The 15,429-nt window shown below is 71.4% G+C and carries 11 protein-coding genes; 8 read left to right on the forward strand and 3 right to left on the reverse strand.

Going from position 1 to position 15,429, the window contains the following annotated elements:
• The first annotated feature begins 67 nt into the window (after nt 1-67).
• Nucleotides 68-961 carry a hypothetical protein gene (locus tag OIE53_RS13210; RefSeq protein WP_327026896.1) on the forward strand — a complete coding sequence of 298 codons (894 nt, stop codon included), beginning with the start codon at nt 68-70 and terminating at the stop codon, nt 959-961.
• Nucleotides 962-1,085: 124 nt separating this feature from the next.
• Here OIE53_RS13210 and OIE53_RS13215 read toward each other — a convergent pair whose 3' ends face one another.
• Complete coding sequence (locus OIE53_RS13215; RefSeq protein WP_327026897.1) at nt 1,086-1,460, reverse strand: cytidine deaminase; 375 nt, start codon at nt 1,458-1,460, stop codon at nt 1,086-1,088.
• A gap of 467 nt (nt 1,461-1,927) precedes the next feature.
• Here OIE53_RS13215 and hrpA point away from each other — a divergent pair, with 467 nt between their 5' ends.
• On the forward strand, nt 1,928-5,986 hold the full coding sequence (gene hrpA, locus OIE53_RS13220; protein ID WP_327026898.1) for an ATP-dependent RNA helicase HrpA: 4,059 nt from the start codon (nt 1,928-1,930) through the stop codon (nt 5,984-5,986).
• Here the strand turns inward: hrpA and OIE53_RS13225 are convergent.
• The gene (locus tag OIE53_RS13225; RefSeq protein WP_327026899.1) at nt 5,953-7,296 is read right to left on the reverse strand and encodes an FAD-dependent oxidoreductase; all 1,344 of its coding nucleotides are present in this window, start codon (nt 7,294-7,296) and stop codon (nt 5,953-5,955) included. The genes hrpA and OIE53_RS13225 overlap by 34 nt on opposite strands.
• A 62-nt stretch (nt 7,297-7,358) precedes the next feature.
• On the reverse strand, nt 7,359-8,297 hold the full coding sequence (locus OIE53_RS13230; RefSeq protein WP_327027180.1) for a LysR family transcriptional regulator: 939 nt from the start codon (nt 8,295-8,297) through the stop codon (nt 7,359-7,361).
• Between the two features lie 71 nt (nt 8,298-8,368).
• Here OIE53_RS13230 and OIE53_RS13235 point away from each other — a divergent pair, with 71 nt between their 5' ends.
• From OIE53_RS13235 to OIE53_RS13260, 6 genes are all read left to right on the forward strand, one after another.
• Nucleotides 8,369-9,061 (forward strand): succinate dehydrogenase cytochrome b subunit, encoded by a 693-nt coding sequence (locus OIE53_RS13235; RefSeq protein WP_327026900.1) that lies wholly within the window; start codon nt 8,369-8,371, stop codon nt 9,059-9,061.
• A gap of 2 nt (nt 9,062-9,063) precedes the next feature.
• Nucleotides 9,064-11,001 (forward strand): fumarate reductase/succinate dehydrogenase flavoprotein subunit, encoded by a 1,938-nt coding sequence (locus tag OIE53_RS13240; protein WP_327026901.1) that lies wholly within the window; start codon nt 9,064-9,066, stop codon nt 10,999-11,001.
• Entirely contained in the window at nt 10,998-11,762 is a 765-nt protein-coding gene (locus OIE53_RS13245; RefSeq protein WP_327026902.1) for a succinate dehydrogenase/fumarate reductase iron-sulfur subunit, read from the forward strand. The genes OIE53_RS13240 and OIE53_RS13245 overlap by 4 nt, the downstream gene beginning before the upstream one ends.
• A gap of 231 nt (nt 11,763-11,993) precedes the next feature.
• Nucleotides 11,994-13,178 carry a zinc-dependent alcohol dehydrogenase gene (locus OIE53_RS13250; RefSeq protein WP_327026903.1) on the forward strand — a complete coding sequence of 395 codons (1,185 nt, stop codon included), beginning with the start codon at nt 11,994-11,996 and terminating at the stop codon, nt 13,176-13,178.
• Nucleotides 13,179-13,217: 39 nt separating this feature from the next.
• Nucleotides 13,218-14,216: a serine hydrolase gene (locus tag OIE53_RS13255; protein ID WP_327026904.1), complete on the forward strand. Its 999-nt coding sequence runs from the start codon at nt 13,218-13,220 to the stop codon at nt 14,214-14,216.
• A gap of 51 nt (nt 14,217-14,267) precedes the next feature.
• Complete coding sequence (locus OIE53_RS13260; RefSeq protein WP_327026905.1) at nt 14,268-15,407, forward strand: MBL fold metallo-hydrolase; 1,140 nt, start codon at nt 14,268-14,270, stop codon at nt 15,405-15,407.
• Nucleotides 15,408-15,429: the final 22 nt, after the last annotated feature.

Here is a 15,429-nt window from a genome sequence, read left to right on the forward strand (position 1 = left end):
TGCCGGTGGGAGCAGGGTTATCCACAGGGGTGTCGGGCGGGCAGGGCGGTGGGTCATGGTGGCTGGCGTGGCTACTTCTGCTCGGCGCCCACCGCAGCTACGCGGGCGCGTCTTCCGAGGTTCCCGTGCCGTGGCCCGAGGGCTGTTGACCCGGGGTCAGCTACGCAGCAAGGCATGGCGGCCGATCTTCCGAGACGTGTACGCCGATGCCCAGCTCACGGTCTCGCACCGCACCCGATGTCAGGCTGCCGCGCGGTGGCTGCTCCCACCCGGTGCGGCGATCGCCGGACGGAGCGCCGCAGCGCTGTTCGGCGCCGGGTTCATCGCCGACGCCGACCCCCTCGACGTGCTGGTGCCCGCCGGGCAACGCTTCGGGCCGGTAGCCGGTCTGGCCGTGCACACCGCCGAGGTCGACGGGTTCGAGGTGCTGTCGCACGACGGGATGCCGGTCACCACACCGCTGCGGACCTGCTGGGATCTGGCCCAATGGCTCGACCAGGCAGAGGCCGTGGTCGTGGTGGACCGGCTGCTCGGCCGTCGGCTGGTACGCATCGAACAGTTGCTGGACCTGGCACACGATCGTCGCGGTGCCCGGGGCTGGAAACGCATGCTGCGGGTGGCAGAGCTGGCCGATCCCGGCGCGGAGTCGGCACCGGAGTCACGGCTACGGGTACGGATCGTGCTGGCCGGTCTCCCCCGGCCGGTCACCCAGTTCGTGGTGCAACGGGACGGTCGTTTCATCGCCCGGGTCGACCTGGCCTGGCCGCACCTGCGGATCGCGGTCGAGTACGACGGCCTCTGGCATGACGACCCGGCGCAGTTCCACCGCGACCGACGTCGCCTCAACCGCCTGCTCGGCGAGGACTGGATCGTGTTGCACGTGACAGCGCAACGCCTCCGGGAAGACTTCGACGGCTTCCTGGCCGAACTCCGCCAAGCGATCCGCACCCGCACCCGCTGACCCCCGAGCCCGCTGCCCGCGAGCCTCGTGCAGTTTCGGGGAAGATGCTTCCTCCGGCCGCGCCGAGGCGACAACTTCCCCGAAATTGCACCCCGAGCCTGCCCGGGCGCCCCGGTGACGGGAGTCAGTGGGGGGTGGTTGGGGGGAGGTCGGTGATCGGTAGGACTCGGGGGTCGTCGAGGGGGCCGATGATCACGCGCAGCGACGGGAGCAGGTCGCCCAGGAGTCGGCGGCAGGCGTCGCAGGGGGCGACCAGGGACCGGCCGCGGTCCCCGACCGTGACCATCGTCTCCAGTTCGCCCACACCCTGGGTGACGGCGGTGCCGAGCGCGACCACCTCGGGGCATGCTCCTGCCGTGGGGTGCACCACATTCACGGCGGAGACGACCCGACCATCGGCGGTACGGGCCGCGGTGGCGAGAGTGTGGGCAGCACTACGGCAGCGCAGCTTCGCCACCGCGCTGGCCGCCTGCACCAACGCCCGATCGGTGTCACGCATCGTCATCGGCGTCCCCGCGTTCCGCTCCCAGTTCGACGCCCCACGATAGACCGCCGCCGTCCGGCTGCATTGTCACCGCCCCCTTTGCTCTGCTTCACCCCACGCACAGGTTGCGGACCAGCACCATTGCGCCGGTTGAAGCAGAGCAAAGGGCGCCGGGGAGACCTGACACGGCCGGCCCTGGACCTGGCGCTCCACCGCCCCGGCAACGCCCGACTCGCAACGCCCGGCACCGCACCATCCTGCACCGCCCGGCAGCCCGAATGCCGGCACGGCTCAGGCGGGCACCGTGCCAGCCCCCGACAGCCAGCGCCCGGCGCCGCACGGCGCAGGTCGGCGCGGCAGGCGCCGCGCGTTGTCCGGGCCTTGGCTGGCGGGTGCGGTGAGGGGGTCGGGGGCGGTGGGCGGGGTGGTGGGGATAACCAGGAGGCGGGGGCGGCGGCGGGCTGCATATCCTTGGGCACGACATGCAGAATCCAGTCTCACCTGCCGCGACCGACCCGATCCGCGCGTTGCAGCGTCGCCTTCCCCCGTTGATGTTCCGCGACCAGCGCCAGCTGCGCCGACGGCTGGACGGGGTGCGCAGGCTGCACGACCCGCAGCGGCGGGAGTCGACGCTGGCCGAGATCGCGGCCGAGGTGGCGGCGGCGGAAGGGCGGCTGGAACGGCGCCGGGCCGCGCTGCCGAAGATCACCTATCCGGCGGCGCTGCCGGTCAGCGAGCGTAAGGACGATATCGCCGCCGCCATCCGGGATCACCAGGTGGTGATCGTGGCCGGTGAGACCGGGTCGGGCAAGACCACCCAGTTGCCGAAGATCTGCCTGGAGCTGGGGCGTGGGATCAGCGGGCTGATCGGGCACACCCAGCCTCGTCGGCTGGCCGCGCGTACGGTGGCCGACCGGATCGCCGAGGAGTTGGGCACCGAGCTGGGCGACGTGGTCGGCTACAAGGTGCGCTTCACCGACCAGGTCAGTGAGCAGAGCCTGGTCAAGCTGATGACCGACGGCATTCTGCTGGCCGAGTTGCAGACCGACCGGATGCTGCGCCAGTACGACACCCTGATCATCGACGAGGCGCATGAGCGCAGCCTCAACATCGACTTCATTCTGGGCTATCTCAGGCAGCTGCTCCCCCGCCGACCCGACCTCAAGGTGATCATCACCTCGGCGACGATCGAGACCGACCGGTTCGCCCGGCACTTCGCCGGACCGCCGACCGAGGAGCATCCCGAGGGCGTACCGGCGCCGGTGGTCGAGGTGTCCGGGCGGACCTACCCGGTCGAGGTGCGTTACCGGCCGCTGATCGAGGTGGCGGAGGCCGACGAGGAGGAGGCGGACGAGGAGAACGTCCGCGACCAGATCCAGGCCATCGGCGACGCGGTCGAGGAGCTGGCCGCCGAGGGGCCCGGCGACATCCTGGTCTTCCTCAGCGGGGAGCGGGAGATCCGGGACACCGCGGACGCGCTGGGCAAGCTGGTGCAGAACAAGCGGTCGCTGCTCGGCACCGAGATCCTGCCGTTGTACGCCCGGCTGAGCGTCGCCGAGCAGCACCGGGTCTTCGCCCCGCACAGCGGGCGGCGGGTGGTGTTGGCGACGAATGTCGCGGAGACCTCGCTGACCGTGCCCGGCATCAAGTACGTGGTCGATCCGGGTACCGCCCGGATCTCCCGCTACTCGCAGCGCCTGAAGGTGCAGCGGCTGCCGATCGAGCCGGTGTCGCAGGCCAGTGCCAACCAGCGCAAGGGCCGCTGTGGGCGTACCTCGGACGGTATCTGCATCCGGCTCTACGACGAGCAGGACTTCCAGTCGCGGCCCGAGTTCACCGACCCGGAGATCCTGCGTACCAACCTGGCCTCGGTCATCCTCCAGATGACCGCGATCGGCCTGGGCGACATCGCCGCCTTCCCGTTCATCGACCCTCCGGATCGACGCAACATCGCCGACGGGGTCAACCTGCTGCACGAGTTGGGTGCCCTGGACCCGGCCGAGACCGACCCGGACCGGCGACTCACCGCGCTCGGGCGGCGGTTGGCCCAGCTTCCGGTGGACCCCCGGCTGGCCCGGATGGTGCTCGAAGGGGAGCGCAACGGCTGCGCCACCGAGGTGATGGTGATCGCCGCGGCGTTGTCGATCCAGGATCCGCGTGAGCGGCCGGCCGACAAGCAGGCCCAGGCCGACCAGGCGCACGCCCGGTTCACCGACAAAGAGTCGGACTTCGTGGCGTTTCTTAACCTGTGGCGGTATCTGCGCGAGCAGCAGAAGGAGCTGTCCTCCAGCGCCTTCCGTCGGATGTGCAAGGCCGAGTACCTCAACTACCTGCGGGTACGCGAGTGGCAGGACATCGTCAGCCAGTTGCGCCAGGTGTTGCGTACCGCCGAGCAGGAGGGTCGGGGACGCGGACGGCGAGGCGCCGACGAGGAGGCCCCGCGCGGCGGCGGGCGACGCCAGGCCGGTGCGGACCTGCCGGAGGAGATCGACACCCCTAAGGTGCACCAGTCCCTGCTGCCCGGCCTGCTGTCCCATGTCGGCCTCAAGGACGCCCAGAAGAACGAGTACCTGGGGGCCCGGGGGGCGAAGTTCGGGCTGTTCCCCGGCTCGGCGTTGTTCAAGAAGCCGCCGCGTTGGGTGATGGCCGCCGAGTTGGTGGAGACCTCCCGGCTGTGGGGTCGGGTGAACGGCCGGATCGAACCCGAGTGGGTCGAACCGCTGGCCCAGCACCTGGTCAAACGCAGCTACAGCGAGCCGCACTGGGAGAAGAAGCAGGCGGCCGTGATGGCGTACGAGAAGGTGACCCTCTACGGGGTGCCCCTGGTCACCTCCCGCAAGGTCAACTTCGGTCGGATCGATCCGGTGCTGAGCCGGGAGTTGTTCATCCGGCACGCGCTGGTGGAGGGCGACTGGTCCACCCACCACCAGTTCTGGCGGGACAACGAGCGGCTGCGCACCGAGCTGGAGGAGCTGGAGAGTCGGGCCCGGCGGCGGGACATCCTGGTCGACGACGAGACCATCTTCCAGTTCTACGAGGAGCGGATTCCCGCCGAGGTGGTCTCCGGGCGGCACTTCGACACCTGGTGGAAGAAGACCCGCCGGGAGCAGCCCGACCTGCTCACCTTCACCCGTGAGCTGCTGGTCAACGCCGGTCGGGGCGGGGTGGACGAGGCGGACTTCCCCGACCAGTGGCGCACCGAGGGTGTCGAGTTGCCGTTGACGTACACCTTCGAGCCCGGCTCCCCGGTCGACGGGGTGACCGTCGACATCCCGTTGCCGCTGCTCAACCAGGTACCGGCGGAGAGCTTCGACTGGCAGGTGCCCGGCCTGCGGGAGGAACTGGTCATCGCGTTGATCCGCTCCCTGCCCAAGCCGGTGCGGCGCAACTTCGTACCGGTGCCGGACTACGCCCGCGCCGTGCTGGCCGCGATCACCCCCGGCGAGGAACCCCTGCTGGAGGCGTTGACCCGGCAGCTGCGCCGGATGACCGGGGTGACCGTGCCCCGCGAGGCCTGGGATCCGAGCAAGCTGCCGAACCACCTGCGGGTCACCTTCCGGGTGCTCGGCGAGGACGACAAACCGGTAGCCGAGGGCAAGGACCTGCCGGCCCTGCAACGCCGACTCAAGGCGGAGGTACGCCAGGTGGTGGCGGCCGCCGCGCCGGAGGTGGCCCGCACCGGGCTGACCGGCTGGGAGATCGGCACCCTGCCCCGCACCATCGAGCAGGTCCGGGCGGGGTACGCGGTGACCGCGTACCCGGCGCTGGTGGACGAGGGGACCACGGTCGGGGTGCGGGTCTTCGACTCCCCGGCCGAGCAGGAGGCCGCGCACTGGGCCGGTACCCGGCGACTGCTGCGGCTGACCGTGCCCTCCCCGGCGAAGTTCCTGGCCGGACGGCTCTCCAACGAGGCGAAGCTGGCCCTGTCCCGCAATCCGCACGGCGGGGTGCAGGCGTTGATCGAGGACGCCACCGGCGCGGCGATCGACAAGCTGATCGGCGATGCCGGCGGGCCGGTCTGGGACCCGGAGGGCTTCGCCGCCCTGCGGGACAAGGTCCGCGCCGGTCTGGTGGACACCGTGACGGAGGTGATGGAGCGGGTCCGGGCGGTGCTGGCCGCCGCGTACGCGGTGCAGCAGCGGCTCGGCGCGACGAGGAACCTGGCCGTGGTGGCCGCCCTGGCCGACATCCGCAACCAGCTCACCGGGCTGGTGCACGCCGGTTTCATCACCGAGGTCGGCTACGCCCGACTGTCCGATCTGCTGCGCTACCTGACCGCCATCGAGCGGCGGCTGGACCGGCTGCCCGGCAATCCGCCCCGGGACAAGCAGTTGCAGGACCGGATCGCGGTGGTGCAGCGGGAGTACGACGAGATGCTCGCCGCCCTCCCGCCGGCCCGACGCGGTTCCGTGGCGGTGCGGCAGATCCGCTGGATGATCGAGGAGCTGCGGGTCAGCGTCTTCGCGCAGGCCCTGGGCACCCCGTACCCGATCTCGGAGCAGCGCATCTACCGGGCCATGGACGAGGCAGAGGGGCGCTGACGTCTGCCGAGGAGTACCCGGAGCATCACGTCCGGGCCCAGCAGCCGGGCCGGCGGGTCGATCAGGTTGACCACCCGCAGGAAGGCGGCGCCGAGCACCGCGTCGCGCGCGGCCGCGACATGCAGCCGGGCCAGGTAGGCGTTGACGAACCGGACCTTCCAGGTACGCCGCCCGGTGACTCCCGGGAAGCGCAGGTCGGTGCCGACCGCGATGGACCAGGGCCCGTCGATCACCCGGGCCGCCCGCCGGAAGAACCGCCGGGCCAGCCGGTGGCGGCCCCGGGCCAGCAGGCTCCGCAGCAGCAGGGCCTGTACGGCGGCGACCGTGATGCCCTGCCCGTAGACCGGGTTCAGGCTGCACAGGGCATCGGCGAAGATCAGCAGGCCGTCCGGGAACCGGGACAGTCGTTCGTACCGGCGTCGGACGCTGGCCGGGAAGCGCATCAGCACCGGCTCGTCCAGCGGCTGGGCCTGCCGGACCAGTTCCCCGACCTGCGGGGCGGCCAGCGAGGTGGCGTACCGGATGAATCCGGGCTCGTCGACCGGCGGCGCCTCGCCCAGGATGCCGGCCATGGTGACCGCGAACCGCCCGCCCTCCTGGGGTGCGACCACCCCGTAGCGGGCCCGCCCCGGTATCGCGTTGGACAGTACGCCGAGCTTGTCCTCCAGTTGGCCGTCCTCGCGCCGGTACCGGCGGGTGACGTAGGTGACCCCCACCTCGACACGTTCCTGTTCGACTGCCGGGTAGCCGAGTTCGGCCAGCCAGGTCGGGCTGCGGCTGGCCCGGCCACCGGCGTCGACCACGAGATCGGCGGTCAGGGTCGCTGCCCGGCCCTCGCGGGGGGCCAGCCGTACCCCGGTGACCCGGCGGCCATCGGCGGTGGCCAGCAGGCCGGTCACCTCGCAGTCGGGCACCAGGCGTACCCCGGGCAGGGCCAGGATCCGTTGCCGGACGGCCTGTTCCAGCAGCGGGCGGCTCATGCCGAAGCCGGTCAGGTCGGAGCGGGCCGACCGCATCCGGTGGCCGTCGTTGTACCAGTGCACCTGCCCGTGCAGGTCGACCGGGGTGGCCCCGAGGCGGTACAACTCGGCGCCGAGTTCGGGCAGCAGACACTCCAGGGCCTGCCGACCCCGGGCCAGCAGGACGTGTACGTGCCGGCCCTGCGGTACCCCCCGGCGATGCACCGGTTCGGCCGGCGGGGCGTCGCGGTCCAGCAGGATCACCTCGGTGAAGCTGTCCACCAGCGCCCGGGCCGCGAGCAATCCGCCCAGACTGGCTCCGATGACGACGGCGCGACCGGAGGCTGCCATGCCGGGAGCCTATGCGTGCTCTCATCCCCGGGGCTGCTTCCGTCGTGCTCGATCCGGACAGGTCAGGTCAACGGCTCGACCCCGGGCGGGAGTTCGCTGGCGGTGGTGGCGGTCTGCACGTAGTCGAGCAGGATGCGGCGCAGTTCGCGCCCGGCGTGGGTGGGCACCACGTCGCGGCGGCGGGCCACCGCGATGGTGCGGCGCACCCCGGGTGGGGCCAGTCGGGTGACCCGGATGCCGGGGCGGCGGGCCACCACGATGCCGGGGACCAGAGCGATCCCCAGCCCGGCCTCGACGAAGCTGAGTACGGCGTCCATCTCCCCGCCGTCGACCGACAGGGTCGGCTCGAAACCGGCGTTGCGACAGGCCTGGAGGGTGGCGTCCCGCAGGTCGTAGCCCTCGCGGAACATCACCAGCGGCTGATCCCGCAGGTCGGTGATGCGTAGGTCGGCCCCGGGGTAGGCGGTCGGCAGGGGGTCGACCGAGGCGACCACCAGGCTCTCGGTCAGGATCGGGTCGGCGCGCAGCCCGGGATCGGTGCCCTGGGCGGGCATGATGATCAGTGCCAGGTCCAGCGCCCCCCGGAGCAGTTCCCGGACGAGGTCCTGCGATCCGCCCTCCTCGACCCGCAGGTCGACCGTGGGGTGGACGTCACGGAAGCGGCGCAGCACCGGGGGGGCCAGCGAGGTGGCCAGGCTGGGGGTGGCCCCCAGGCGGACCCGCCCCCGGCGCAGCCCGACCAGCTCCTGCACCTCCCGGGTGGCGGTCTCCACGTCGGCGAGGATCCGCTTGGCCAGGGGCAGCAGCACCTCGCCGGCCGCGGTGAGAGTGATGTTGCCCCTTACCCGCTCGAACAGGGGGGCGCCGAGGGTGGCTTCCAGGGCGTGAATTTGCTTACTCAACGAGGGTTGGGTGATGCCGACGACATCGGCCGCCTGGGTGAAATGTCGTACTTCGGCCACCGCAACGAAGTACTTGAGCTGATGGAGCTGCACCTGGATAGCTTATGGCTATCAAGACTGCGGTGTCGATGCATTGGACGACTGATTGAACTGCTCCTAGCGTCGGCCTCGTGGTAGTCACGACGCGAACTCGGTCGCCCATCCGCTCCAACGTCGGCCTGAAGGCCGTCATGGCGGTGACGGGCATCTTCCTGGTGTTCTTCCTCATCGCACACATGCTGGGCAACCTGAAGGTCTTCTCCGGCGACTCCTCGTTCAACGGCTACGCCCACTGGCTGCGTGACGTCGGCAAGCCGGTGCTGCCGGGGGTCTGGTTCCTCTGGTTCATGCGCATCGGCCTGGTGGTCGCGGCCGTCGGGCACATCTGGGCCGCCACGGTGCTCGCCATGCGGGCCCGCGCCGCCCGCCCGGTCCGCTACGCCCACCGCAAGAAGGTCCAGGGCAGCTACGCCGCCCGCACCATGCGCTGGGGTGGGGTGATCATCCTCTTCTTCGTGATCTACCACCTGCTGGACCTGACCACGGGCACCCTGAACCCGGTCGGCGACCCGACCCGGCCGTACGCCAACGTCGTCGCCGGCTTCGCGCCGGAGCGCTGGTACGTCACCCTCTTCTACGCCCTGGCGGTCACCACCCTCGGCTTCCACCTGCGCCACGGGGTCTACAGCGCGCTGCGCAGCCTGGGCCAGCAGACCCCGCGCGGGGAGCAGCGTGCCCGGGTGGTGGCGCTGGTCCTCTCCGTCGGGCTGGTCGTCGGCTACCTCGTGGTCCCGTTCGCCGTACTCACCGGATTGGTGTCCTGACCATGGATCTGTACATCGAAGGCGACCCGGTCGCCGACACCCGGGCTCCCGACGGCCCGATCGAGAGCCGCTGGGAACGCCGTCGGTTCGAGGCCAAGCTGGTCAACCCGGCCAACCGGCGCAAGATGACCGTGATCGTGGTCGGCACCGGCCTGGCCGGCGGTGCCGCCGCCGCCACGCTGGGCGAGCAGGGCTACCAGGTCAAGTCCTACTGCTACCAGGACAGCCCGCGGCGGGCGCACTCCATCGCCGCCCAGGGTGGCATCAACGCCGCCAAGAACTACCGCAACGACGGTGACTCCGTACACCGGCTGTTCTACGACACCGTCAAGGGCGGCGACTTCCGCTCCCGGGAGTCGAACGTGCACCGGCTGGCCGAGGTCTCGGTCAACATCATCGACCAGTGCGTCGCCCAGGGGGTGCCCTTCGCCCGCGAGTACGGCGGCCTGCTGGACACCCGCTCCTTCGGTGGCGCCCAGGTGCAGCGCACCTTCTACGCCCGGGGTCAGACGGGCCAGCAGCTGCTGCTCGGGGCGTACCAGGCCCTGGAGCGGCAGATCGGCCTGGGCAACGTGGAGATGAACTCCCGGCACGAGATGCTGGAGCTGATCGTCGTCGACGGCAAGGCTCGGGGCATCGTGGTCCGGGACCTGGTCACCGGTGAGATCACCAGCGAGTTCGCCGACGCGGTGGTGCTCGCCTCCGGCGGCTACGGCAACGTGTTCTACCTGTCCACCAACGCCAAGGGCTGCAACGTCACCGCGACCTGGCGGGCCCACCGCAAGGGCGCCTACTTCGCCAACCCCTGCTACACCCAGATCCACCCGACCTGCATCCCGGTCTCCGGCGACCACCAGTCGAAGCTGACCCTGATGAGCGAGTCGCTGCGTAACGACGGCCGGGTCTGGGTGCCGAAGGCCAAGGGCGACGACCGCGCCCCCCGGGACATCCCCGAGGACGAGCGGGACTACTACCTGGAGCGGATCTACCCCTCCTTCGGCAACCTGGTGCCCCGGGACATCGCCTCCCGGGCCGCGAAGAACGTCTGCGACGAGGGTCGGGGGGTGGGCCCGACCAAGCTCGGCGTCTACCTGGACTTCGCCGACGCCATCAACCGGCTGGGCCGCAAGGCCATCGAGGCCAAGTACGGCAACCTGTTCGAGATGTACGAGCGGATCACCGGCGAGGACCCGTACGAGGTTCCGATGCGGATCTACCCGGCCGTGCACTACACGATGGGCGGCCTCTGGGTCGACTACGACCTGCAGTCCACCATCCCCGGCCTGTTCGTGATCGGTGAGGCGAACTTCTCCGACCACGGCGCCAACCGGCTGGGCGCCTCCGCCCTGATGCAGGGGCTGGCCGACGGGTACTTCGTACTGCCCAACACGATCGCCAACTACCTGGCCGCCGGGCCGTTCGAGAAGATCGACGGCAGCCACCCGGCCGCGATCGAGGCCCGCCGCGACGTGGAGGACCGCCTCCAGCGGCTGCTCGCCGTCAACGGCGACCGCACGGTGGACTCCTTCCACCGGGAACTCGGCCAGATCATGTGGGAGCACTGCGGCATGGAGCGCTCCGAGGCCGGGCTACGCAAGGCCATCGACGAGATCCGGGCCCTGCGCGAGCAGTTCTGGCAGCGGGTACGGATCGTCGGTGACGCCGACGGGCTCAACCAGTCCCTGGAGAAGGCCGGCCGGGTGGCCGACTTCTTCGAGCTGGCCGAGCTGATGTGCATCGACGCCCTGCACCGGGAGGAGTCCTGCGGCGGCCACTTCCGGGCCGAGCACCAGACCCCCGACGGGGAGGCGCAGCGCGACGACGACAACTTCGCCTACGTCGCCGCCTGGGAGTTCACCGCCACCGGTGAGCCCTCGGTGCTGCACAAGGAAGACCTGAAGTTCGAATACGTCCACCCCACGCAGCGGAGCTACAAGTGAACCTGACCCTGCGCATCTGGCGCCAGTCCGGTCCCCAGGACAAGGGTCGGATGGTGACCTACAAGGTCGAGGACGTCTCCCCGGACATGTCGTTCCTGGAGATGCTCGACGTGCTCAACGAGCGACTCATCCTCGCCGGAGAGGAGCCGGTCGCCTTCGACCACGACTGCCGTGAGGGCATCTGCGGCATGTGCGGCCTCATGATCAACGGCAACGCGCACGGGCCGCAGCGCGGCACCACCGCCTGCCAGCTGCACATGCGGCAGTTTTCCGACGGCGACACGATCGACATCGAGCCGTGGCGGGCCCGGGCCTTCCCGGTCATCAAGGACCTGGTGGTCAACCGGAACGCCTTCGACAAGATCATCGCCGCCGGCGGGTACATCACCGCGCCCACCGGCAGCGCGCCGGAGGCCCACTCGGTGCCGGTGGCGAAGGCCAACGCGGACGCCGCCTTCGAGTCCGCCGCCTGCATCGGCTGCGGCGCCTGCGTGGCGGCCTGCCCGAACGGCTCCGGCATGCTGTTCACCGCCGCCAAGGTCACCCAGCTGGGCCTGCTGCCCCAGGGCCAGCCGGAGCGCTTCACCCGGGTCATCGGCATGGTCGACGCCCACGACGAGGCCGGCTTCGGCGGCTGCACCAACGCCGGTGAGTGCACCGCCGTCTGCCCGAAGGGCATCCCGCTGACCACCATCGGCCGCCTCAACCGCGACTACCTGGCAGCCACCACCACCAAACGCCCCGACTCCCCCACCCCCTAACCCCAACCCACCCCCCCACCCCACCCCCACCCCCACCCCCACACCCACCCCCACGGGGTTGATCATGAGGTTGACGGCAGCGTAGAGATCGACTACTGCCGCTAACCTCATGATCAACGCGGTGAGAGAGGGGGGTGGGGGGTGGGTGGGGTGGGTGGGGTGGGTGGGTGGGTGGTTAGGGGGCGGGTTGTCGGGTAGCAGGGTAGCTACATCGACGGTTGGGGGCAGAGCATGCGGGCGTTGACGTGGCAGGGTAGGCGGGAGGTGCGGGTCGAGCAGGTGCCGGACCCGCGGATCGAGGAGCCTACGGACGCGATCGTACGGATCACCTCCACCGCGATCTGCGGCTCTGACCTGCATCTGTACGAGGTGCTCGGGCCGTACCTCAAGCCGGGGGACATCCTGGGGCACGAGCCGATGGGCATCGTCGAGGAGGTCGGGGCGGGGGTGACCCGACTCAAGCCCGGCGACCGGGTGGTGGTGCCGTTCAACATCGCCTGCGGGTCCTGCTGGATGTGTTCCCGCCAGTTGTACGCCCAGTGCGAGACCACCCAGGTCACCTCGGAGGGCAAGGGCGCGGCCCTGTTCGGCTACACCAGCCTGTACGGCTCGGTGCCCGGTGGCCAGGCCGAGTACCTGCGGGTGCCGCACGCCGAGTTCGGGCCGATCAAGGTGCCGGAGACCGGCCCGGACGAGCGCTGGCTCTACCTCTCCGACATCCTGCCCACCGCCTGGCAGGCGGTGAAGTACGCCGACACCCCCCGTGGCGGCACCCTGGCCGTGTTCGGCCTGGGCCCGGTGGGCCAGTTCTGCGCCCGGGTCGGGCGGCACCTCGGCGCCGAGCGGGTGATCGGCCTGGACCTGGTTCCGGAGCGCCTGGAGATGGCCCGCCGGCACGGTGTCGAGGTGCTCGACACCAGCCAGATCGACGACGTGCCCGGCGCGTTGATCGACCTGGTGGACGGGCGGGGGCCGGACGCGGTGATCGACGCCGTCGGCATGGAGGCGCACGGGGCGCCCCTGGGCAAGATCGCCCAGACCGCCGCCGGGCTGCTCCCGGACAAGCTGGCCGGGCAGATGATCGACAAGGCCGGGGTGGACCGGCTCGTCGTGCTCAAGGCCGCCCTGAAGGCCGTGCGACGCGGCGGCACGGTCTCCATCTCCGGGGTGTACGGCGGTGAGGTCGATCCGCTGCCGCTGATGGAGATGTTCGACCGGGGCGTCCAGGTGCGGATGGGCCAGTGCCATGTCCGACGGTGGACCGACGAGATCATCCCCCTGCTCGCGGCTGACGGGGACCCCCTGGGGGTGGAGGACCTGCGGACCCACCGGCTGCCGCTGGCGCAGGCCCCGCAGGCGTACGAGATGTTCCAGCGCAAGGAGGACGGCTGCGTGAAGGTCGTCCTCGCCCCGTGAGCGCATTCGAACCGCAGGACCGCCCTCGGCCTGGGCAGCATGGCCACGGCCGGCACGGTGTTCGGCGCGGCCGGGCCGGCCGCCGCTGACCCCGGACGGGCCGGGCAGGCCGGCGCGGTGACCGGGCAGGCAGGGGTTGGTGGCGACCGTGGGCGGGTGGCGGCGCGCATCGCTGCCGCGTACCGCCGGGAGAGCGGCCGGGCCGGGGGGAACTGGCAGGCGTACGTCAGCCTGACCGACCCGGCCGGGGCCGACCCGGTGGTCGCGGTGGCCGAGTCGGCGGACCGCCGGATCGAGGCGTACAGCGTCAACAAGATCGCCGTGGCGGTCGCCGTGCTGGACAAGGTCGACCGGGGCCTGCTCACCCTGGACCAGCAGGTCGAGGTGAGCGCCGCGATCGTGGTGCCCGGCGGCGACGGCATCTTCAGCCTGGACGGGGCCTACCCCAGCCAGGTGACCCTGGGACATGTGCTGGCCAACCTGCTGACCGTCTCCGACGACACCGCGGTACGGCTCTGCGGGCTGGTCTGCCCGGCCGCCGAGCTCAACCAGATCCTGCGGGACAAGGGCTTCCCGAACACCCAGGTGCAGCCGGTGGCCAACCCGAACCGGTTCTTCCTCGGCACCAGCACCCCCCGGGAGACCCACGACCTGCTCCGGGCCCTGGTCGGCGGCGCCCTGCTCACCCCGGCCTCGACCGAGGTGGTGCTGCGGCTGCTGCGCTCTCCGGTGGCCTTCACCGACGGCATCCGGCGGGAGATGTCCTCGGCGCAGCGGGCCCGCATCGCCACCAAGGCCGGCTGGTTCGCCGACGCCCGCCACGAGGCCGGGGTGATCTTCGACCCCGCCGGTGCCCCCGTGCTGACGTACGCCCTCTTCGCCGACGGCCAGGCCGGCGCGGACGACTACGGCGCCACCCACCCCGCCGTGGCGGCCCGGGCCCGGATGGGGCGGCGTTTCCTGGAGGCCACCGACCGGCTCGGCGGCAGCGGGACCAGACACCGGGCCCCCGCCCACCGCCCCAGCAACGGCGGCTGAATCGACCGACGGCGACTAACGTGGACCCCGGGCAGTCACGGGAGGGGATCCATGCGGACGCCGAAGAGGTCTACCGGTCGACGGATCGGCGCATCAATGGCCGGGCTGGCGGCCCTGGCCGGGCTGGCCGGCCTGGCCTGGGTCGCCCGGGAGGTGCCGGCCGCCCTGGGTGGTCGGCTCACCGGCCCCCGGGCGGACCGGGCGGCCCGCTCGCCGCAGTTCCGCGAGGGGGTCTTCCACAACCGGCCGGGCACCCCGATCACCGCCCCGGCCCCGGACCGCAACATGCTGCGGGAGCTGCTCTTCGGTAAGCAGAAGCGCCGCCCCAGCGCCCCGGTGCCGCTGGTCCGGGCCGCCCCGGTCACCCCGGTCGACCCCGCCCGGGAACTCAACGTGATCTGGTACGGCCACGCCACCACCCTGATCGAGATCGAGGGACGGCGGGTGCTGCTGGACCCGGTGTGGAGTCAGCGGTGCTCCCCCTCGGCGGCCCTGGGCCCGCACCGGCTGCACGAACCCCCGGCAGGCCTGGCGGAACTGCCCCGCCTGGACGCGATCCTGATCTCCCACGACCACTACGACCACCTGGACATGGCCACGGTCCGGGAACTGACGGCCCGGCAGTCGGCGCCCTTCCTGGTGCCGCTGGGGGTCGGCGCCCACCTGGACCGGTGGGGGGTGCCGGCCGACCGGATCATCGAACTGGACTGGGGGCAGACCCACCGGCTGGCCGGTCTGGAGATCACCTGCGCCGCCGCCCAGCACTTCTCCGGGCGAGGGCTGCGCCGCAACGGCACCCTGTGGAGTTCCTGGGTGGTGGCCGGTCAGCAGCGCCGGGTGTACTACACCGGGGACTCCGGCTACTTCCCCGGCTACGCCGAGATCGGGGCGGCGCACGGCCCCTTCGACGTCACCCTCATCCAGATCGGGGCGTACGACCGGGCCTGGCCGAGCATCCACATGTTCCCGGAGGAGGCGGTCGCCGCCCATGTGGACCTGCGCGGCGGGCTGCTCGTACCGGTGCACTGGGGGACCTTCAACCTGGCCCTGCACGACTGGTCCGAGCCGGTGGACCGGCTCTGGGTCGAGGCCAAGGCCCGCGACCTGCGGCTGGCGGTGCCCCGGCCGGGCGAGCGGGTGGTGGTCGACGACCCTCCGGCGGTCGACGGCTGGTGGCAGGCGATCGCCTGAGACTCGCCGGACCGTGGTCAAG

Source organism: Micromonospora sp. NBC_01739 (assembly GCF_035920385.1).
GTDB lineage: Bacteria > Actinomycetota > Actinomycetes > Mycobacteriales > Micromonosporaceae > Micromonospora.

Coding starts and splice junctions, on each gene's coding strand:
- OIE53_RS13240 (WP_327026901.1), top strand. CDS start 9,064: ATGGATCTGTACATCGAAGGCGACCCGGTCGCCGACACCCGGGCTCCC.
- OIE53_RS13250 (WP_327026903.1), top strand. CDS start 11,994: ATGCGGGCGTTGACGTGGCAGGGTAGGCGGGAGGTGCGGGTCGAGCAG.
- OIE53_RS13225 (WP_327026899.1), bottom strand. CDS start 7,296: ATGGCAGCCTCCGGTCGCGCCGTCGTCATCGGAGCCAGTCTGGGCGGA.
- hrpA (WP_327026898.1), top strand. CDS start 1,928: ATGCAGAATCCAGTCTCACCTGCCGCGACCGACCCGATCCGCGCGTTG.
- OIE53_RS13215 (WP_327026897.1), bottom strand. CDS start 1,460: ATGCGTGACACCGATCGGGCGTTGGTGCAGGCGGCCAGCGCGGTGGCG.
- OIE53_RS13260 (WP_327026905.1), top strand. CDS start 14,268: ATGCGGACGCCGAAGAGGTCTACCGGTCGACGGATCGGCGCATCAATG.
- OIE53_RS13255 (WP_327026904.1), top strand. CDS start 13,218: ATGGCCACGGCCGGCACGGTGTTCGGCGCGGCCGGGCCGGCCGCCGCT.